Source organism: Vibrio galatheae, from assembly GCF_000967545.1.
GTDB classification, from domain to species: domain Bacteria; phylum Pseudomonadota; class Gammaproteobacteria; order Enterobacterales; family Vibrionaceae; genus Vibrio; species Vibrio galatheae.
Window position 1 is genome coordinate 181,290 of the sequence record NZ_JXXV01000018.1, and the last position, 19,092, is coordinate 200,381.

20 protein-coding genes are annotated in these 19,092 nt (G+C 43.5%); 9 read left to right on the forward strand and 11 right to left on the reverse strand.

The features are described 5' to 3' along the window. Positions 1-41 precede the first annotated feature (41 nt). The gene (locus tag TW81_RS11580; protein ID WP_045955869.1) at positions 42-791 is read left to right on the forward strand and encodes a substrate-binding periplasmic protein; all 750 of its coding nucleotides are present in this window, start codon (positions 42-44) and stop codon (positions 789-791) included. Here TW81_RS11580 and ppsR read toward each other — a convergent pair. Next, complete coding sequence (gene ppsR, locus TW81_RS11585; RefSeq protein ID WP_045955870.1) at positions 783-1,616, reverse strand: posphoenolpyruvate synthetase regulatory kinase/phosphorylase PpsR; 834 nt, start codon at positions 1,614-1,616, stop codon at positions 783-785. The two genes, TW81_RS11580 and ppsR, sit on opposite strands and share 9 nt — an antisense overlap. Positions 1,617-1,789: 173 nt before the next feature. Here ppsR and ppsA point away from each other — a divergent pair, with 173 nt between their 5' ends. Beyond that, positions 1,790-4,159 carry a phosphoenolpyruvate synthase gene (ppsA, locus tag TW81_RS11590; protein ID WP_045955871.1) on the forward strand — a complete coding sequence of 790 codons (2,370 nt, stop codon included), beginning with the start codon at positions 1,790-1,792 and terminating at the stop codon, positions 4,157-4,159. A gap of 65 nt (positions 4,160-4,224) precedes the next feature. On the opposite strand, the gene TW81_RS11595 is transcribed toward ppsA, so the two are convergent. From TW81_RS11595 to TW81_RS11605, 3 genes are all read right to left on the reverse strand, one after another. Next, positions 4,225-5,478, reverse strand: a complete 1,254-nt coding sequence (locus TW81_RS11595; RefSeq protein ID WP_045955872.1) for a peptidoglycan DD-metalloendopeptidase family protein — start codon at positions 5,476-5,478, stop codon at positions 4,225-4,227. Between the two features lie 204 nt (positions 5,479-5,682). Further along, on the reverse strand, positions 5,683-5,982 hold the full coding sequence (locus TW81_RS11600; protein WP_045955873.1) for an isoamylase early set domain-containing protein: 300 nt from the start codon (positions 5,980-5,982) through the stop codon (positions 5,683-5,685). Between the two features lie 102 nt (positions 5,983-6,084). Further along, positions 6,085-6,696, reverse strand: a complete 612-nt coding sequence (locus TW81_RS11605; RefSeq protein ID WP_045955874.1) for a hypothetical protein — start codon at positions 6,694-6,696, stop codon at positions 6,085-6,087. A 71-nt stretch (positions 6,697-6,767) separates the two neighbouring features. Here TW81_RS11605 and TW81_RS11610 point away from each other — a divergent pair, with 71 nt between their 5' ends. The 5 genes from TW81_RS11610 (at position 6,768) to TW81_RS11630 (ending at position 11,310) form a co-directional block, all read left to right on the forward strand. Next, on the forward strand, positions 6,768-7,175 hold the full coding sequence (locus TW81_RS11610) for a GFA family protein (protein WP_045955875.1): 408 nt from the start codon (positions 6,768-6,770) through the stop codon (positions 7,173-7,175). 96 nt (positions 7,176-7,271) lie between these two features. Continuing rightward, the gene (locus TW81_RS11615; protein WP_045955876.1) at positions 7,272-7,937 is read left to right on the forward strand and encodes a YoaK family protein; all 666 of its coding nucleotides are present in this window, start codon (positions 7,272-7,274) and stop codon (positions 7,935-7,937) included. A 240-nt stretch (positions 7,938-8,177) separates the two neighbouring features. Continuing rightward, positions 8,178-9,548, forward strand: coding sequence for a YjiH family protein (locus TW81_RS11620; protein ID WP_045955877.1), 1,371 nt, complete (start codon positions 8,178-8,180; stop codon positions 9,546-9,548). A 156-nt stretch (positions 9,549-9,704) separates the two neighbouring features. Next, entirely contained in the window at positions 9,705-10,181 is a 477-nt protein-coding gene (locus tag TW81_RS11625; protein WP_045955878.1) for a putative pterin-binding protein, read from the forward strand. Continuing rightward, positions 10,171-11,310: a GGDEF domain-containing protein gene (locus tag TW81_RS11630; RefSeq protein WP_045955879.1), complete on the forward strand. Its 1,140-nt coding sequence runs from the start codon at positions 10,171-10,173 to the stop codon at positions 11,308-11,310. Before TW81_RS11625 ends, TW81_RS11630 begins: the two co-directional genes overlap by 11 nt. Here the strand turns inward: TW81_RS11630 and TW81_RS11635 are convergent. From TW81_RS11635 to TW81_RS11645, 3 genes are read right to left on the reverse strand one after another with little or no spacing between them, the layout of a single operon-like run. Next, positions 11,273-12,109 (reverse strand): CsgG/HfaB family protein, encoded by an 837-nt coding sequence (locus TW81_RS11635; protein WP_045955880.1) that lies wholly within the window; start codon positions 12,107-12,109, stop codon positions 11,273-11,275. The genes TW81_RS11630 and TW81_RS11635 overlap by 38 nt on opposite strands. Positions 12,110-12,135: 26 nt before the next feature. Next, positions 12,136-12,543 (reverse strand): curli assembly protein CsgF, encoded by a 408-nt coding sequence (locus TW81_RS11640; RefSeq protein WP_084715870.1) that lies wholly within the window; start codon positions 12,541-12,543, stop codon positions 12,136-12,138. Between the two features lie 10 nt (positions 12,544-12,553). Beyond that, on the reverse strand, positions 12,554-13,021 hold the full coding sequence (locus TW81_RS11645; protein ID WP_071209962.1) for a curli production assembly/transport protein CsgE: 468 nt from the start codon (positions 13,019-13,021) through the stop codon (positions 12,554-12,556). Positions 13,022-13,426: 405 nt separating this feature from the next. Between TW81_RS11645 and TW81_RS11650 the strand changes: the two genes are divergently transcribed. Further along, complete coding sequence (locus TW81_RS11650; protein WP_045955881.1) at positions 13,427-14,044, forward strand: hypothetical protein; 618 nt, start codon at positions 13,427-13,429, stop codon at positions 14,042-14,044. 51 nt (positions 14,045-14,095) lie between these two features. After that, complete coding sequence (locus TW81_RS11655; RefSeq protein ID WP_045955882.1) at positions 14,096-15,016, forward strand: hypothetical protein; 921 nt, start codon at positions 14,096-14,098, stop codon at positions 15,014-15,016. A 461-nt stretch (positions 15,017-15,477) separates the two neighbouring features. Here TW81_RS11655 and pstB read toward each other — a convergent pair whose 3' ends face one another. The 4 genes from pstB to TW81_RS11675 form a co-directional block, all read right to left on the reverse strand. Continuing rightward, on the reverse strand, positions 15,478-16,227 hold the full coding sequence (gene pstB, locus TW81_RS11660) for a phosphate ABC transporter ATP-binding protein PstB (protein ID WP_045955883.1): 750 nt from the start codon (positions 16,225-16,227) through the stop codon (positions 15,478-15,480). A 59-nt stretch (positions 16,228-16,286) separates the two neighbouring features. Continuing rightward, the gene (gene pstA / locus TW81_RS11665) at positions 16,287-17,150 is read right to left on the reverse strand and encodes a phosphate ABC transporter permease PstA (protein ID WP_045956037.1); all 864 of its coding nucleotides are present in this window, start codon (positions 17,148-17,150) and stop codon (positions 16,287-16,289) included. 38 nt (positions 17,151-17,188) lie between these two features. Beyond that, entirely contained in the window at positions 17,189-18,118 is a 930-nt protein-coding gene (gene pstC / locus TW81_RS11670; protein WP_045955884.1) for a phosphate ABC transporter permease subunit PstC, read from the reverse strand. Between the two features lie 100 nt (positions 18,119-18,218). Next, a complete protein-coding gene (locus tag TW81_RS11675; RefSeq protein ID WP_045955885.1) occupies positions 18,219-19,040 on the reverse strand; it encodes a phosphate ABC transporter substrate-binding protein in 822 nt (273 codons plus the stop codon). Positions 19,041-19,092 lie beyond the last annotated feature (52 nt).

The window sequence follows — 19,092 nt, forward strand, 5'->3', positions numbered from 1 at the left end:
TTGGCTATACTCAAGTCATTGTACTTGAAAGGAGTCATACAATGGTTTGGAAAACTGGCCCTCTTGTTCTTGCTCTTATCCTATTGGCTGGCTTTGGGCTGCATGCTGCTCCGCACAATAATCTCCCCCATCTGCGAATTTGTGGTGATGCAATTGATTGGCCTCCCTATATCTATGTGCAAAATGAAGAGATACATGGCTATGATGTTGAGATTTTAGACCGCGCGCTCGCTAGGCATGGGGTCAAATACGATTTGGTATTAACATCTTGGTCACGGTGTTTACGGGGAGCAAAGCACGATGAATACGATTTGGTGGTCAGTGCCTCCTACAGCCCTGAACGCGAAAAAGATTACCTCTACACCGAATGGTATTACACAATCACACCGCTCTATATCTATTCTTCACAACTGTTTCCACAAGGTTTAACCATCTCGACTAGCCAAGAGCTTTCTGCGTATCGTGTTTGCGGACAACACAGCTATAACTATCACGACTTTAATATTGACGGTATTGAAAGCGTTGGTAACTCAATCAGGGAGATCACCGAAAAGCTCAAAACGGGTGAGTGTGACGTCTATTTAAGTTGGGAAGAGATACTAGAAGGGACACGACGAAAGTGGGGAATCGAACATATTACCCCTCCTCTCGTGTACAAAGCGGTTCCAAATATGGAACCACATAAGTTTTACATGCTCATATCACGGCACTTGCCTGAGCGAGAGCAACTAAAAACACTGTTAGACAGGCAATTTCGTTTAGACAGAACCGCTAATAAGGACTCACAGTAGTCGACGACGTAAGCCGGTTCTTTCTAACACACGCGTTGAAATCTCTTCGACCGACAAAGACGAAGTGTTGATGTAGGGAATCGCCTCACGTCGAAACAGCGCTTCGACGGTTTGCAGTTCGTGCAGGCACTGCTCATTACTTGCATATTCACTGCCTGCCAATCTATTTTCACGAATTTCAGTCAATCGTTCAGGGTTGATGGTTAAACCAAACAGTTTGTGGCGATGGATCTCGAACTCAGGCAGTAGTCTCATTCTCGCTAGGTCGTCTTCGATGAAGGGGTAATTGACGACTCTCAGGCCAAACTGCATCGCCATATAAAGACTGGTAGGCGTTTTACCGCTGCGCGAGACACCCAATAAAATAATATCGGCATCCTCAAGTCCTTTTAAGGTAATACCATCATCATGGGCTAAGGTGTACTCAATGGCAGCAATACGATCAAAGTATTTGTCTGAATCGCGGCTGACGCTACGCGAACGATGCAATTTCGGCTTAGGCTGCATTTGAATATCGTCTTGCACTTTTTGCACTATGCTCTCAAGCACATCGTAGCTATAGGAATGCGACGCTAGCAATTGTTGGCGCAACTCAGGAATCACCATCGAAAAGAAAACCAATGGTTTGACCCCATTGCGTAAGTATGAAGCTTCGATTTCTTTTAATAAATCAGTTAATTTGTCTGCACTTTCAACAAAAGGGAAGGTTTTTTCGTTGGCTTTAAACGGGAATTGACCCAAAACGACATGACCCAATGTCTCACATGTAATGGCAGTACCGTCAGAAACATAGAATACATCACGACTTTGCATATCAGTTTGCATTTTATTTTAAACTTTCAAATTCTTTTGAGTAGGATAGTAGCCATAATATCGATAATAAAACCCGGCTTGCTGTTACGGCCCCCACAGCTTTAAAAATTCCCTGCGAATTTTTTTCAGCTTTTACGTAATCGTTTGCCTTAAATCCCTACGCTGCAATGTTTCTGGAGAAAGACATGCAAAAAAACACCCTCTGGTTCGATGGCCTATCGATGGAAGATGTCGACAAAGTCGGCGGTAAAAATGCCTCGCTTGGTGAAATGGTTTCAAACCTCGCTAATGCTGGTGTCTCTGTACCCAACGGTTTTGCGACAACTTCTTATGCATTTAACCAGTTCTTAGATTACGAAGGACTGGACGATCGCATCCACCAATTGCTAGATGAACTGGACATTGATGATGTAGACGCTCTGCGCAAGACAGGTGCTACCATCCGTCAATGGGTTTTAGAAGCCCCCTTCCCTGCTGATTTAGAGCAGGATATACGTGAAAACTACCAACAGCTTATTGATGGCAACCAAGAGCTTTCTGTTGCCGTTCGCTCATCAGCGACTGCAGAAGACTTACCCGACGCCTCATTTGCTGGTCAACAAGAAACTTTCCTTAACGTCAAAGGAATTGATGCTGTTCTTGAAGCGACCAAGCATGTGTATGCATCTTTGTTCAATGACCGAGCCATCTCTTACCGTGTTCACCAAGGATTTGATCATCGTGGTATCTCGCTTTCAGCGGGTATCCAACGTATGGTTCGCTCAGACAAAGCGTCTTCAGGTGTCATGTTCACTCTCGACACTGAATCGGGTTTTGACCAAGTCGTCTTCATCACCTCATCTTGGGGACTTGGTGAGATGGTGGTACAAGGTGCGGTCAACCCTGACGAGTTCTACGTTCACAAGCCGCTACTTGAAGCCGGAGAGCATCCAATTGTTAAAAAAACCTTTGGTTCAAAACTTATCAAGATGATCTACTCAACCAATCAAGAGATTGGTAAACAAGTCGACATCATTGATACCGATGCGCAAGAGCGTCAAACCTTCTCGCTGACCGAGGAAGAGATCAAAGAGCTTGCCAAACAAGCGATGATTATTGAGAAACATTATCAGCGTCCTATGGATATTGAATGGGCGAAAGATGGCATCGATGGCAAACTGTATATCGTTCAGGCTCGACCAGAAACGGTATGTTCGCAAAATGAACAAAACGTTATCGAACGCTACGAACTAAACAACAAGGCTGAAGTATTAATTGAAGGTCGTGCGATTGGTCAACGCATCGGCTCAGGAACGGTTCGCCTAGTTGATTCTCTGGATCAAATGTCTTTGGTTCAAGATGGGGATGTGTTGGTCACTGACATGACAGACCCAGACTGGGAACCAGTGATGAAAAAGGCATCCGCTATTGTCACCAACCGAGGCGGCCGTACTTGCCACGCAGCGATCATTGCACGCGAATTAGGTATTCCTGCTATCGTCGGTTGTGGACACGCAACCAGTGATCTTAAAGATGGCGCGACAGTGACCGTTTCTTGTGCTGAAGGGGAAACGGGGTACGTTTATCAAGGAGAACTCGATTTCGAGGTTAAACGCTCTGCTGTCGACGAACTACCAATGCTGCCAACAAAGGTAATGATGAACGTCGGTAACCCAGATCGCGCGTTTGATTTTGCCCAATTACCTAATGAAGGGGTTGGCCTCGCCCGCCTTGAATTCATCATCAACAAGATGATTGGTATTCACCCGAAAGCACTACTGAATTTTGATGCGCAGAGTGAAGAGCTCAAAGCAGAAATCAGCCAGCGTATTCGAGGCTACAAAGACCCTATCGATTTCTACGTCAGCAAGTTGACCGAAGGCATTGCGACCATTGCTGCCGCTTTCTGGCCAAAACGTGTGATCGTCCGTATGTCTGACTTTAAGTCGAACGAATATAGCAATCTTGTCGGCGGTAAAGAGTATGAACCGCATGAGGAAAACCCAATGCTTGGTTTCCGCGGTGCGTCGCGTTATATCTCTCCCGTCTTTGAGGATTGTTTTGAACTGGAAACTCAAGCCATTCGTCGGGTGCGTAATCAGATGGGACTCAAAAACGTCGAGATTATGATTCCATTTGTGCGTACACCAAGCGAAGCCGCTTCGGTCATTGACCTATTAGCCAAATTCGACCTACGCCGTGGCGATCAGGGTTTGAAAGTCATAATGATGTGTGAACTGCCATCTAATGCGATTCTTGCCGATGAATTTTTGAAGTATTTTGACGGTTTCTCTATTGGTTCCAACGACATGACACAGTTGACCCTCGGACTTGACCGAGATTCAGGTGACGTCGCTCATCTTTTTGACGAACGTAACCCAGCTGTCAAGGCGATGCTGAAAATGGCAATCGATGCTGCAACCAAAGCGGGTAAATATGTTGGTATCTGTGGTCAAGGCCCATCTGATCACGAGGATCTTGCCGAATGGTTGATGGAACAAGGGATCAGCTCGGTATCCCTTAACCCAGATACAGTGATCGATACTTGGTTACAATTGGGCAAAGTGAACCGCTAACAGTTGATAACGATTAAAAAAGGCTTCCAGTTTGTTGGAAGCCTTTTTGTTTGTTAGCAATGCATTTAGCTAGTCACATCGTTATGTGACTGGCTGGCAATCTCTAACTCTCTTTGTTTGAGCATCTTGTCCATCTCATCACGATGGGTACGGAACGATGCCAGCTGTTTCTTCGGCACTGAACTTGCCATCGGGATGTTCGCTTTCATCGCATTGACAGGTCTTCCACGATCAATTAACTCGTAATGAATATGCGGACCAGTCACACGGCCTGTTGCACCCGATAAACCGATACGCTGTCCACGAGAGACCTTTTGCCCTTTGCGCACCAAAATTTTGCTAAGGTGAAGGTAACGGGTCTTATAGCGACTGCCGTGCTGGACAACAACATAATTGCCCGCATACGGGTGTTTGCGCGTCATGATAACCACACCATCGCCAGTAGAGACGATTGGCGTTCCTGTTGGCGTCGCCCAGTCTGTCCCGTTGTGCGGAGATACTCTTCCCGTTACTGGGTGCTTGCGTGTCGGGTTGAAATTCGAACTGAGTCGATATCCACCGTTGACAGGCTTACGCTGAAACGCGCGTTGTAGGCTCTCACCATTGTAGTCGTAGTATTGACCATCACTATGTAAGTAAGCAGACAGTACACGACCACGATTGTAGATTTTAATCGCTTGGATTTCGCTGTTGCCCGTTAGCCTCTCTCCAACAAACTGACGAGATTGCACCACTTCAAACTTATCACCGGCGCGTAAATCTCGCGCAAAGTTAATCTTGTCCTTGAGTAGGCTGACGACTTGCTCAATTTCACTTTTACCTAAACCAAGCGCATTGCCAGACTGTGAGAAACTCCCGTTGATTTCACCAATCATCGGAAAAGGTTTCCAAGTCCCCGGGATCTTAACGTCAGTGAATTCGTAACTGCCATCATCAAGACGGCTGTAGACCGCTCGCTCAACTAGGCTAAACTCAAGTTCCATTTTACCCAAATGGCCGCTTTCTTCGTTACGCCAAAACCTTAGCGTATTGCCGGGCTTAAGGGTATCTAACGCGAGATAGTTGAGATCGGTTTCCATGATCTTCATTAGCTCACTATAGCCAAAACCCAGTTGTTCAAAGATAGAGCTTAAGTTGTCACCCGTACGAATTTCATATTCATAATCAGGGACATCATTTGCAATGCCACCATCGAAAAAAAAGTCATTTACAAGCGTGGACTCTGGTAACGCAAGATCAATAGTGCGGTGGTATTTGTCATTGTTAGGCGCACTCGCTATGGCGATAGCGACCAGTACGGGCAGGCTTACAACCATCATTCTTTTAGCTCTAGACAGCCGTTGGAAGCGAGTCTTCAAACTTCTAGTTAGCACAATTTGACCTATGACCTGAATTAAACAAAGGCCTAAGATTACGAATTTATCTAGAACTTGTCACCTTCGAATTGTCAGGTTTAAACGAAAAAAGGCGCAAAAAGCGCCTTTATTGATCTCAATTAGAATTTACGACTAAAGTGATTTCCTTTACTGGTAAGTTGACACCAGACTATTGTCTTCACCAAAGCCGTTCGGTTGATATTGATCGGCTTCAGGGTCGTTCAGCCACTTATCCTGATCGACTAAATATCTAAACTCAAATTGGCTATCTTTGGGTAAGCGAGTTTTGAATTTGTATGTTTTTGATTTTGCCACTTTTTTCATTTCGGCTGGTTGCCAATTTAAAAAGTCTGCAACGATAGCGACGGATTGACCTACTTCCTCTGCTGCAAGTTCAAAGGTAACTTCGACTTCATCTTTCGTTTTAAAAAAACGTTTATTGATCATAGTTTACTCCATTAACGACGTTAAAATTCCATCTCATAACTTGTTAGGTCAAATAATAAGCAATCCATCACACATACTCAATACTGTTTCACATACGGTTAACTATTGCTTTTCTAAGCTATCTTGCTCAGTTACCTTGAAAAGTATAGTGGTTAATTGTGAAGGTTCTTCAGACATCGATTGATGTACATCACGTTCCAAGAGTTTGACCGTGACGACTCCCTCCTCAAATGACAGCCGTTCAACGCTAATTCTGTCGCCAAGAAAGACGGAATCGGTCGTGACCATTCTCTGCCTAAACTCATCATAGATTGAGACAACGAGATAATAAAAAGTCCCACTTCCTTGATTAGACAACGCCAGCGTCGAGACAAAAGTTTTAGAATCTATTTCAATAATTCTTCGGCTATCGATAACAATGATGCCGCGCTGCGCGCCATCCTCATAGTGTCCTTTAAGCAAGGGGAATTGCTCAATGTCATCGATAAAAGTAAAGGCTTGGCTCTCAGGTACTTTAACTGTCCACGGGTTGACCGTTCTAATCCCAAAAACCTTTTGCATAACAGCGTCACTTTTCGCCGCTTGAGTTGGAAACTTGGCTAAAATCTCATCATCAGTTAGGCTAAAACGGTAGACACCTGCTGCAGTGACTATAATTAGCAATACGATGGGAATCAAAAGGATAAGCGGGATAGGCAGTATGCGTTTTTTCATCTTTGTTTAGGTCTTATTACCAGATTCATTCAATTCGTTGCCATGTTATCAGGGTAAGATTAGGAGTTAAAATGGAACAGCAACAGAAAATTAGAATGGCCGATTGCAGTTGTGGTCAAGTTAACCTTGTCTGTCGCGGAGAACCTTTGCGCACTGCTGTTTGCCACTGTTTTGAGTGTCAAAAACGAACTGGGAGCGTGTTTGGTGTTCAAGCACGTTTTTATAAGGAGCAGGTATCGTTTAGCGGCGATCTGGTGGAATATACTCGCATTGGTGATTCTGGTAATGAGGTCACTTACTCTTTTTGTCCGAGATGCAGTACAACCATGATGCTCAAACTACAAGCCGCACCAGAATACCGGGTCATCCCCATCGGTGTTTTCAATCAGCAAGATTTACCGACGCCTAGCTTTTCTGTCTATGAAGAGCGTATCCATGGTTGGGTCAAGTTTGATTGCCAGATGGAACACTACCTTTAATCTTTTAGTTGCGGCCGATCAAATTTCTTTGCGACTTTCGCCTGTCGATATACTTCACTTCCCTCTATAATTGCGCCCTTAAGTAAGGAGCCAAATTTGATCACTAAACTTCCTCGCTGGGTAGAATATGGCGCTTTTCTGCTCGCTTTACTTGCTGGCACAGTAAACGCTATTGGGTTACTTGGCTTTCAGCATCAAGCCGTATCACACATTTCAGGCACGGTAACGCTGATTGGAACTTCAATAGAGGCGTTTGATCCACAAACGGGCCACCTATTCCTTATCTTAATCAGCTTTTTATTCGGTTCCGTGTTAAGCGGGGTATTTATCGAAAGTACCGCACTGAGATTCGGCCGTCGCTATGGCATCGCACTGTGCGTAGAAGGACTATTACTGTTTAACGCATATTGGCTATTAGAGCAAAACCATCAATCTGGTCAATACCTTGCATCTGCCGCCTGTGGTTTGCAAAACGCCATGATTACCACCTTTAGCGGCGCTATTGTTCGCACAACACACATGACGGGGATCATCACCGACCTTGGTTTAATGATTGGCGCCAAGCTGCGTGGCGAGAGTTTTGACTACCGTAAAGCAAAGCTATTTATGTTCATTTTTTGTGGATTTTTATTAGGCGGCATTTTGGGCGCAAAGCTCTATGTAACCATCGCGATTACAGCGCTGATCGTCCCTGCATGCCTCGCGTTTGTACTCGCAATTACCTATTGGCGGTTTATTGCAAATCATCACACACATAAATAATGTGCTTCTCACACTTGAAACAGACCAACAAACAATTTAACATTATCGACACATTTAACCACTAAATGATAAATATTCAACGTTTTATAATGAATATTTAGCAATATATATTGAATAGTATTGCAAGGATGCGTAAAAGCCATTAATCTTGCGCTAATTTGATAATATATGGATGTTTAGTGAATATATATGCCACAGGCAGTGGCTAAAGTATTTAACTAGTTGTAATTCGAGAAACATATGCAAAACAGCGCTAACACTATTGAACAACCTAAAAGTAGAAATAACTTTTGGATGTTCTTTATCCCTTCATTGATCGGCCTATTCGTTTTTATGGCTCCGATCAGCTATCAAGGTGATATCACAATTCCAGTAGCCGTATTGGCTAAGTCGATTCAAGCCATTTTTGGTGATCACCTAGTCGCTATTGTCACTGCGATTATCGCTTTTATGGCGATTACTTCGCTATTGTGTCGAATCAAGACGCCCGCATTTATCGCCAACAATGACTTTTTAAACGGGTTGTTCAATCCAAGTCCAATTTGGCTAGCGGTACGATTGATCGGTGGTGCCGCAGTTATTATGACCTTCTTTAAAGTTGGCCCTAATGAGATTTGGCAAGAAAACACTGGCGGATTGGTACTTGAAGGTCTGCTGCCAACACTATTTTCCGTGTTTATTTTTGCGGGTCTATTGCTACCACTACTGCTTAATTTTGGTCTGCTAGAGCTATTTGGCACACTTCTCAGCAAAGTAATGCGCCCAGTGTTTAACCTCCCAGGAAGAAGTGCGATCGACTGTATCGCATCTTGGTTGGGCGACGGTTCTGTCGGTATCTTGCTGACCAGTAAGCAATACGAAGATAAGTTCTACACACAACGTGAAGCGGCTGTAGTCGGAACTACCTTTTCAGCGGTTTCTATCACTTTCAGTCTAGTGGTCATTGCGCAAGTTGAGCTAGAGCACCTATTTCTCCCTTTTTACGGTGCAATTTGTTTAGCTGGCATCATTGCCGCTATTATCATCCCGCGCTTGCCTCCACTTAGCTATAAAAAGAACACTTTCATCGACGGTTCAAAGCCAGACGAAGATGCCGATGCTATCCCACAAGGCCATACAACTTTTTCATGGGGTATGAACTTGGCGCTGAACAAAGCATCTCAAGTCAAGTCGGTAAAAGGTGTGTTCGGCGAAGGCGTGAGAAATGCCGTAGATATGGTCTTTGGCGTTCTACCTGTGGTGATGGGTTTAGGCACGATTGCGTTGGTGGTTGCGGAGTACACTTCTGTGTTTAGCCTTCTTGGTCAACCCTTCATTCCATTTTTAGAGCTGCTAGGTGTACCAGAAGCAGTAGCCGCATCAGAGACTATCGTTGTTGGTTTTGCTGATATGTTTATTCCGGCTATTTTGGCCGCTTCAATTGATAACGAAATGACGCGCTTTGTGATTGCAGCCATGTCTGTTACCCAATTGATCTACATGTCTGAAGTTGGTGCTTTACTGCTGGGGAGCCGTATTCCGGTTAATATTTTCGAGCTATTCGCGATTTTCATCCTACGTACACTCATCACCTTGCCTGTGATTGCTGGTGTAGCCCATATGATTTTCTAATCAATAATGCTAAGCCCCTTCGGGGGCTTTTTCATTCTTGCTACAACAAAGTGACCATAGACAATCATTTGTTTTTGTAATAGGAATTCCTTTTACCCTAATCTCATCTTATAATTACTGACACATTACATAATAAACCAAAATGTGGGGGTGTTTATGAGATGGTCACTCGTTCTTGTGTCATTGCTCATATGTCTACAGACACAAGCTTCTCAGCTTGTTATCCGCGTAGATAACCAACAAGCAGCCGTATTCTCCGACAATGATATCGCGACTCAATTTTCGCCCACTTCTTTTTCCACACATCTGCCTTGGTACCCAGACAAAAACAAATTTACAGGATTTAAAGTCACTGATCTCTTACGCCACCTAAAAATTAACGATGCTCTTTCTGTATCATTTGTAGCACTCAATGACTATGCAGCAAGCTCTCAGATAGCAGATATAGTGAAGTATGAACCGATCATTGCCTATCAAATGAACGACAAAAACATGAAGATTCGAAATAAAGGGCCGTATTGGCTAGTCTTTAACTTAGACAGGAACCCAGAAATCAATAACGCAGCGTTTCACTCTCAAATGGTATGGCAAATAGACGAAATACTGGTGCATAGAAAGGCAAATGCAAAATAAGAAAAACAACAACCCACTCCCACCATTACTTAGAAGGGCAAAGTACTTACTGCTCTTTGTAAGTGGTGTGCTGATTATTGCCAACCTCTACTTCCTCTCTGAGACCCGCAGCTATGCAAAGTCGTTAAACTCGCAACAAAGTCAGGCTACTTGGTACTTATTCCAATTGACCAAAGAGTACGCCGAATTTCAATCTTCGCTCGCACTCGCTCCCTACAGCAACTCTTACCAGCAAAGTGCACTACTCAAGTACGAATTGACCTGGAGTCGCTTTGACCTACTCATCGCCAATCAAGAATCGAGTAATTTCCTTACCCTTCCCGGAGCAAAGTCGGTCTTTTTCCCTTTGTTTGAACGATTTAAGGCGCTGGAACCAAATTTAGAATTAATTGCTATCCCAGAACACAATATCGATATAGCACAACAATTTGAAGCCTTGTACTTAGAGATCATTGACTACGTCAACACCAACTTCAGAGTAAGCAGTTCGCTGTACCAACATCAGATGGATCAGGCGAGGGAACTGTTCAACATGCAACTGTTAACGTTGCTGTTACTGATTTTTGGCGTCTTGTTCGCCGCCTATATTTTGCATAAGGAATCGGAATACCACAGAGAACAATCCCTAACAGACTCACTGACGCAAATTCCAAATCGACTCGCGCTGTTTAACGACTTAAGAAATAAGATCTCTCGTCATCAGCCATTTCGCCTATTTATTCTGGACCTAGACGGTTTTAAACAAGTAAACGATCAATACGGCCACCAAGCTGGCGACCATGTCTTGAAAGCATTTGCCGAGAAAATCAACAGCCTAGGGGCAAACTGCTACCGTATCGGGGGAGACGAATTTGCGATACTCAGCGATACATTCAACAAAGATGAAATTGCACTTATTACCAATGAGTTCCACCAGCGGATGCACGCAACAGTGATTGTTACCGACGGAAATGCAATCCAAGTACGTACCAGTGTTGGCAGTGCTTGCTTCCCTGATGATTCCAATGATCTCAATGAACTCATCAATATTGCCGACAACAAAATGTATGTCAGGAAACACACCTCCAAAAAAGACGACTCCGAGAGATCAACTATAAAATCTGATGGGTCTGTCGAGCATACTTTTTAAGTACTTCGTGATTTAAGTCCTCACGACTCTCTGGTTGCCACAGCCCACGACCAATACCAGTAACAATCATGTGGATGACAGCTGAATCGATTGCAGACATAACCGCTACATTGACAGGCTCATTATTGGTATAACCCAGCTCCACTTCTAACAAATCTTGGTAATCGATAAAGCGAAAGGCACCCGCACTCAGCTCGTGTGAATAAATGGTTTTGCTCGTCGTAACACTAAGGAGTATTTGCCCCGTTCTTACATTGACTGCGCGTAGGTTTACTGTTACCTGATCTGCCCTATATTGTCCTGAGCCACCGATACCTAAATATCGTGCACCCATACCGCCAGTTTTGATGTTGGAGTCATAGGCAACAATTCCCCCTTCGATCATAACGTTGGCAGAACTAAGCGCGGTCAAGTCATCGCCGTGATTAGCTACACCTTCGCCCTTTTTTTGCGCCGCACGTATAATTTTTCGTTCCGTTAGCAAGTTTTGCAGACCTTCTCTCTCCAGTGGAATGAACCATTTAGAATCAAGTAATGAGGCTGTCAGCAAAGCCGTCCCCCCTTGAGGAACTGCGGTTGAGAAATTACTGTTTGGCTGTGGCTTATATTGACCCGTTTGGTCACGAAAATCATAAACTGATACCAGTATTTTGCCTTTAGGCTCTGGTAGATTGATCAAATCTTTGTAGGTCGCACCACGGGGCATCAAAGTTGGCGCCTCGTCCACATCTGGTACATTCATCGATGTTGCACAACCTGATAAAACACCACAAAACAACACAAGAGTAAGAAATCGCATGGGATTCTCCAAAACTATCTAGCTGATCAATCTGGGTTTAAGCCCGCGACTTTAATCTCTGTTGACTCACCTGAAATTTTGTCAACGATTTGTACAATCAAAGTACCACCGTCATCGACAATATTGAGGAAGAAATCATCCGTCTCCAACTGACCTGTATTACCGTTACCCACATCAGCAAGCAACTGACTGATCAATCTCGACTCTAAACTATTGGCAAGCCTGTCTAACGCTGATTCTTCTTCAAAGCCAAATTCATCACTCGGTGCTTTGTAGTGATTAATTGCGTTAGCAACGTTGAACAAGTGGGAACTGTTAAGCGCATTGCCACCAAAGCTCGGATTCACTGGGGTATAAACCAGCTCTGACGCGATAGACGTGCCTGCAAAAAAGCAAACCGCAGCTGCACATCGCTGAAGTAATTTCCGTTTCATAGTTATTTCCTTAAAACTCATCACGATCTAGATCAAACGTATCTTGATATTCACGCTGAGCCTTCCACCTTAAAAGGTAATTTGTAGCAGCAGATAAAGCTTCTTTTGCTTTATCCTGAGCGCTTTTTCGTCCAGGAGACAATGCCGTGCGATAGAAAACTTTATCGCGATGTAGAACGCTTATAATGCTGCCTGACAAAGCGGTTGGGCGCTCTTTCACCACCAAATTCTCTTCTAATGAGCCATGTCGGTCATTCATATACTGGGAAAAGAAGAAATAAAAATCATCACCTAACCTTGTCATGGTCCGGTCCACAATTAAGCCTTGTACCTCTGCTGTAAACTGCTGCTCTTGTACCGCTAGTTTGTTGTTTTCGTCATTATCAGATCCGAGTTCCTCGGCCAATACGAAAAAGGGAAAAATTAAGAAAAACAACAGCAAAGATACGATTATTTTGACGGAATTAACATCAACCATAAACACCCAACAATATAAAATTCTCACAAGGCCATATATAACTTAACTCAACAAAACTAAGTATAACAGTAAACCTCAACCTCAATACCAGATGTCTTAAAAATGAGACTTTGACATCAAACAATGATCCAAATCAACTCAAACCCATTATTTACCTCAGTTCAAACACTTTATAAAAAATAGTTAAATCATAAAGTTATGAGGCAAATAAACTTTTTTACCCGTCAAAAAAACGAAAAATTAAACTTAAGTTTACTTTCCCATTTACTAAGCCTAATACCAAAGAGAAGTATCATCAGCAAATTTCAAATTTAAGTTCATTGTGTTTAATTCTGGTAAAACCATAATTAGTGTCGAGTTAAGGGTTTGACGATTTTCGTCAATACTTAATTAACGGAGGCTAAGGTGCAAAATCTTAAATTTATACGTAATGGTTTTGTTGTCTTATCTATATTAACCACGGCGAGTGCATATAGTGGTTCCCAATTAGATGTGGATGAAATGTCTAATATCTTTGGCGAGTTTCAAGGTTCTGATGAGCTTGGATTGCTCGAAGATTTGGTTCTTTCTCCGGGAAATTATGCAGAAGTCACCCTAACTAGTACCTCCAATTCACACGTTGCTATTGGTCAGGTGAGAAAGGGAAACGGCACAAATAAAGCTAAGGTAATTCAAGACGGAGCTCACTCAAGCACCGCGATTGTAACCCAAATTGGTTCAAGTAATACCGCATTGGTTGAACAGTCTGGAGAAAACAACATCGCCGTTCTTGAGCAAACAGGTCGGTATCATACCGGCTATATCAGTCAAGATGGAAATAACAATTTAGCTTATCTAAATCAATGCAGCGGGCGCTTTTGCTTAGGCAATGAAGGAAGTGAAATCAGTATTTCTCAAGCCAATGATAACAACGTCGCCATTGTATTAGATAAAAGTAACGCAAGTTACGGAATTGAACAGAGTGGGAATGATTTCATATTCATCAGAAACTCTATGAATCGCAGTATTTACGTTGAGCAATGACGCACAGCGTAAAGGATAAGACCATAATAAATGGACAAAAAGGAACTATTCATGAAAAAGTTAGCTATTACAATCTCAGCAATTCTCGCATCAACCGCTGTATACGCAGAAAATGATGCAACCGTGGATCTTCAGGGCGCTGTAGGAGATACGGTGACGATTACCCAAGTCTCTAGCAACCCTTTCCCATGGGATGACGGTAATGATGCACAAGTCAACATGACTAACACCTTTGAAAACACGGTAACTATCGATCAAGATGGCCGATACAATGATTCTACAGTTGATGTAAGCGGTAGTAGATGGAACTCGATTACAACGACGCAAAACGGTAAACGTGGTGACTCAGATGTCGATGTCATGAATCGATCAAATGGTAATATTATTCAAATCACACAGACTGATGGTAGCTTTTTTAACAAAAACACCTCTGATGTTGACGTCTCAAATTACTCAAGTAGAAATGAGATTTATATCACTCAAAATGAGGATGGAAACAGCTCAACTGTAAGTATATCGAACGGAAGCAGCTTTAACGATGTAGACGTTACTCAAAGTGAAGACAATACTGCGACAGTAAACATCTCAAACGGAAGTGGCTTTAATGACGTAGACGTTACTCAAAGCGAAGACAATACCGCAACAGTGAGTTTGTCTGGAGGAAGTGGCTTTAATGACGTAGACGTTACCCAAGGTGAAGACAATACTGCAACTGTTGAAGTTTATTGGGGAAGTAATGGTAACGACATCTCCATCGATCAGGATGAAAGCAACACGGCTACTGTTAAACTTGGATACTACAGTAATGGTAACGAAGTTGATATTGACCAAACTAGCTACGACTCTCTAGCCACGGTCGATATGACAGCATCTAGCTTCAACTCAATCAGCATTATGCAAACAGCTCAAGACGTGGCTTTGGTCACTGGTTCAAATGCTGTTGGTAACACAGTTACTATCAACCAGTATTAGTCAGTGATTCGTTGTTTACCTACCAAAGCGATGCTCCTAGGCATCGCTTTATCGATCCCGAGTTATACAATGGCAGCTTCCATTACTCACGTCCTAGATAATTTCGTGACACTGACTTGTCGCTTTTCGAGTAAAGTGACTCAGCTCACCTTTGTCGCTAATAGCAATACACCTAGCGGCAGTTCAATCCAGCTTCAAGGTCCAAACTCTATTCGTAGCTCTCTCTCACCTAATTCTCGAGTTAGCACTTCATTGGACACCCAGCAATTCCCTATACGAGTCATTCTTAACGACTCTAAGACTCAGACAGTATTCTCTATCAATAAACATTGCGAGATTACTGTTGAATCTTAAGCTAAGAGAACCACTTGATAAATAAGCCTCTAAACGAAAAAAGCCCCTCATAAAGAGGGGCAAAGTACCATCGCTTATAGTTATTATCTAAGTGCCAGTAAAGTGTATTAGCCAAAATCGCCGTTTACGTAACCGCGAGTTCTATCGTCTTTTGGTTCACTAAAGATCACCTGAGTATCGTTGTGCTCTACTAGCTCTCCCATTAGGAAGAAAGCGGTGCGGTCGGAAATACGACGCGCTTGTTGCATTGAGTGAGTCACGATAACAATGGTGTAGTTCTTCTTCAGATCTTCCATTAGTTCTTCAATCTTGTGAGTTGCGATTGGGTCAAGCGCTGATGTTGGTTCGTCCATCAAAATCACATCCGGCTCCATCGCGATGGTGCGAGCGATACACAAACGCTGTTGCTGACCACCAGACAAACCGAATGCATGAGATTTCAAACGGTCTTTCACTTCATCCCAAAGTGCCGCGCCACGTAGTGAACGTTCGACGACTTCATCTAAATGTTTCTTATCTTTGATGCCTTGAGCGCGCAAACCGTATGCCACGTTCTCGTAAATGCTCATTGGGAATGGATTTGGCTTCTGGAATACCATCCCTACTTTGATGCGCAGATCGGCGACATCCACATTACCGTAGATGTTGTCACCATCCATTTCTAATCGGCCGGTGATCTTCACACCTTCAATCAAATCATTCATACGGTTCAAACAGCGAAGTAACGTCGATTTACCACAACCAGATGGGCCAATCAAAGCCGTCACTTGACGCTCTGGTACTGGCAGGTTAATGGACTTAAGTGCTTGGTTCTCGCCGTAAAATAGGTCTAGATTTTCAATATTAAACTTGTTCATGTTTTGTTCTCTTAATTCGTCAATTCTGTCTGTATCAATCTTTTAAATCTCAGCGCTTGTTAATAAGTCGCTGTATTGAAACGTCGTGCAATCAATTTTGTCACTGTGTTGATAAGCAGTACGACCACGATAAGTACTGTCGCTGTACCGTAAGCTTGGTTCCACTCTTCAATAGTGAACAGCTCAGTAGTCAATTTGTAGAGGTGAACAGTCAACGTACGACCAGAATCGAGTAATGAATCCGGAATACGTGCCACCATACCCGCCGTTAAGAAAACCGGGGCAGATTCACCAATTACACGACCAATACTCAGAATGACCGAAGTTAAGATACCTGGCATTGCACTTGGTAAAATCAAACGCCAGATGGTGTAAATTTTAGAAGCACCGAGACCATAAGAGCCTTCACGATAAGTTTGTGGTACAGCCATTAATGCTTCTTCTGTTGTACGAATGATGACTGGCAGGATTAAGATACTCAGTGTCAATGCACCCGATAAGATCGAAAACCCTAAGCCCAAAATCGCAACGAAGAACGTCATACCAAAAAGACCAAAGATGATCGAAGGAATACCCGCCAAAGACTCGGTACAAAAGCGGATAATCTTGACTAATCGACTGCCGACTTTCGCATATTCAGTTAAGTAAATTGCGGTCATGATGCCCATTGGTGCCGCCACAGCAATGGATGCGATAACCATATAAATGGTCGAAACAATCATCGGGAAGATACCGTGTTCTTCACCCGTACGAGTGTAATCATCGGAAATGAAATTCCAATCGACATGCTGAAGACCATTCGACAAGATGTACCAGATGATCCAGAACAAGAAGCCAACCGTTAAGGCTGCTGCCGCCCATACAAATCCATTAAGCACATTGTCTTTTAGCTGGCGGGATTTCTTAAGTTTATCTTTGTTCATGGTCGAAAGCTTTGAATGAGTAACTTGAGACATAATCATTACCTCGCCTTTTCGCGGTTAAGGTACAACAACACCGCATTAAGAGACATAATAAACACCAGCAGCACAACACCCGTTGCGTACAGTGCATTGGCATGGACACCGCTCGCGTAAGACATTTCAATCGCAATGTTAGCCGTTAGCGTACGAGCAGAATCTAGAATACCCTCCGGCATCGCTGGTGCGTTACCCATCACCATAATGATGGCCATTGTTTCACCAAGTGCGCGACCAATACCCAGAATGACACCTGTCATAATACCGCTGCGTGCTGCAGGAACGAGGAGCTTGAAGATGGTAAAGATTTTTGAAGCGCCGAGCGCCAGTGAGCCTTCTTTGTAGGTTCTTGGTACTGCGCGAATCGAAGTTTCAGAAACCGTAATAACGGTTGGCAGAATCATAACACCTAGCACAATAATACCTGCCAAGATGGTGTTACCCGCAGGCACATCGAAGATGTTTTGAATCAGTGGAACGATGATAACTAAGCCAAAAAAACCGTAAACTACCGAAGGGATACCAGCAAGTAATTCAACCGCAGGGCGAATAATATCGGCCACTCGCTTTGGTGCAATTTCAGCAATGAAAATCGCGGTAAGAACACCAATTGGCACACCCACAACTACAGCACCAAGCGTAGAGACAATCGATGCAACAATCATAGTTGCAACACCGTACAATGCTGGTGGTAACCAGTCCTGGCCTAGAACTATGCCAGATACACCCGCTTCTTGGAATGCAGGAATACTCTCTTTAACAATGAAGTAGGCGATAACCGCTAGGGAGACAATACCGATAACCGCACTGGTTAGAAACAGTCCATGGAAAATGCGTTCTTTCCAATCCACGCGCTTCTGGGCACGTAGACCTGACTTATTTAGTTTAGTCGCTTCAGTATTCATAAGCTTTTCACTATTTGCGATGGTCATACGAAGTTCTCACAGTTCGAGCTGCAAAGCAGAATCGAATTGGATAGAAAACGCTCAGCCCGAAAAGGTGGGCTGAGCAAATTAATGGGGTATAACTTAATTAGTTAACTGAGATGTAACCTTTTTGGTCAACTAGCGCTTGAGCTTCAGGTGTTAGCATCCAGTCTAGGAATTTCTTAGTTTCAGCTGAAGGCTTACCTTCTTTGTAAAGTACAAGGAAAGGACGAGCAACTTTGTAAGAACCGTTCTTAACGTTGTCTACAGAAGCGGCTGTACCATCGATTGCTAGCGCGTTAACTGAGCTGTCAACTGTACCTAGAGAAATGTAGCCGATAGCGTAAGGGTTTGACGCAACCATAGTTTTTAGCGCACCGTTACCGTTAGCAACTTGAGCACGTTGAGAAATTGCAGAAACTTTCTTACCAGATACTTTCTTTTTAAGGCTCATGATGTCTTCGAATGCGCCACGAGTACCAGAAGCTGTATCACGAGTGATAGCAACGATTGGTTTGTCTGCGCCACCAACGTCTTTCCAGTTTGTGATTTCGCCTTTGTAGATAGCCGTTACTTGCTCACCAGTTAGACCAGAAAGCTTGTTTTTTGGGTTAACAACGACTGCGATACCATCACGTGCAATCACTTCTTCTTTCAATGAAGGCTCTTTTTCAGATGCTTTCAAGTTGCGAGAAGACATACCAAGATCCGCTGAACCATTCTTCGCTGCTTTAACACCAGCTGAAGAACCTGGTCCTTGAACTTCGATAAATACGTTAGAGTTTGACTTCATGTATGTTTCAGAGAAAACTTCCATCAGTGGAGTAACGCTGCTAGAGCCCACTGCAGAGATAGTTTCTTTAGCAGAAACTGAAGTCACTGCCATTGCGCCTAGAAGTGCGATTGCACCGATTACTGTCTTTTTCATCACAATTTCCTTAAGTGGCTTTATTGCCGTTGTGTTTCACTTGAACGCTGCC

Coding starts and splice junctions, on each gene's coding strand:
- TW81_RS11580 (WP_045955869.1), top strand. CDS start 42: ATGGTTTGGAAAACTGGCCCTCTTGTTCTTGCTCTTATCCTATTGGCT.
- ppsR (WP_045955870.1), bottom strand. CDS start 1,616: ATGCAAACTGATATGCAAAGTCGTGATGTATTCTATGTTTCTGACGGT.
- ppsA (WP_045955871.1), top strand. CDS start 1,790: ATGCAAAAAAACACCCTCTGGTTCGATGGCCTATCGATGGAAGATGTC.
- TW81_RS11595 (WP_045955872.1), bottom strand. CDS start 5,478: ATGATGGTTGTAAGCCTGCCCGTACTGGTCGCTATCGCCATAGCGAGT.
- TW81_RS11600 (WP_045955873.1), bottom strand. CDS start 5,982: ATGATCAATAAACGTTTTTTTAAAACGAAAGATGAAGTCGAAGTTACC.
- TW81_RS11605 (WP_045955874.1), bottom strand. CDS start 6,696: ATGAAAAAACGCATACTGCCTATCCCGCTTATCCTTTTGATTCCCATC.
- TW81_RS11610 (WP_045955875.1), top strand. CDS start 6,768: ATGGAACAGCAACAGAAAATTAGAATGGCCGATTGCAGTTGTGGTCAA.
- TW81_RS11620 (WP_045955877.1), top strand. CDS start 8,178: ATGCAAAACAGCGCTAACACTATTGAACAACCTAAAAGTAGAAATAAC.
- TW81_RS11625 (WP_045955878.1), top strand. CDS start 9,705: ATGAGATGGTCACTCGTTCTTGTGTCATTGCTCATATGTCTACAGACA.
- TW81_RS11630 (WP_045955879.1), top strand. CDS start 10,171: ATGCAAAATAAGAAAAACAACAACCCACTCCCACCATTACTTAGAAGG.
- TW81_RS11635 (WP_045955880.1), bottom strand. CDS start 12,109: ATGCGATTTCTTACTCTTGTGTTGTTTTGTGGTGTTTTATCAGGTTGT.
- TW81_RS11640 (WP_084715870.1), bottom strand. CDS start 12,543: ATGAAACGGAAATTACTTCAGCGATGTGCAGCTGCGGTTTGCTTTTTT.
- TW81_RS11645 (WP_071209962.1), bottom strand. CDS start 13,021: ATGGTTGATGTTAATTCCGTCAAAATAATCGTATCTTTGCTGTTGTTT.
- TW81_RS11655 (WP_045955882.1), top strand. CDS start 14,096: ATGAAAAAGTTAGCTATTACAATCTCAGCAATTCTCGCATCAACCGCT.
- pstB (WP_045955883.1), bottom strand. CDS start 16,227: ATGAACAAGTTTAATATTGAAAATCTAGACCTATTTTACGGCGAGAAC.
- pstA (WP_045956037.1), bottom strand. CDS start 17,150: ATGAACAAAGATAAACTTAAGAAATCCCGCCAGCTAAAAGACAATGTG.
- pstC (WP_045955884.1), bottom strand. CDS start 18,118: ATGACCATCGCAAATAGTGAAAAGCTTATGAATACTGAAGCGACTAAA.
- TW81_RS11675 (WP_045955885.1), bottom strand. CDS start 19,040: ATGAAAAAGACAGTAATCGGTGCAATCGCACTTCTAGGCGCAATGGCA.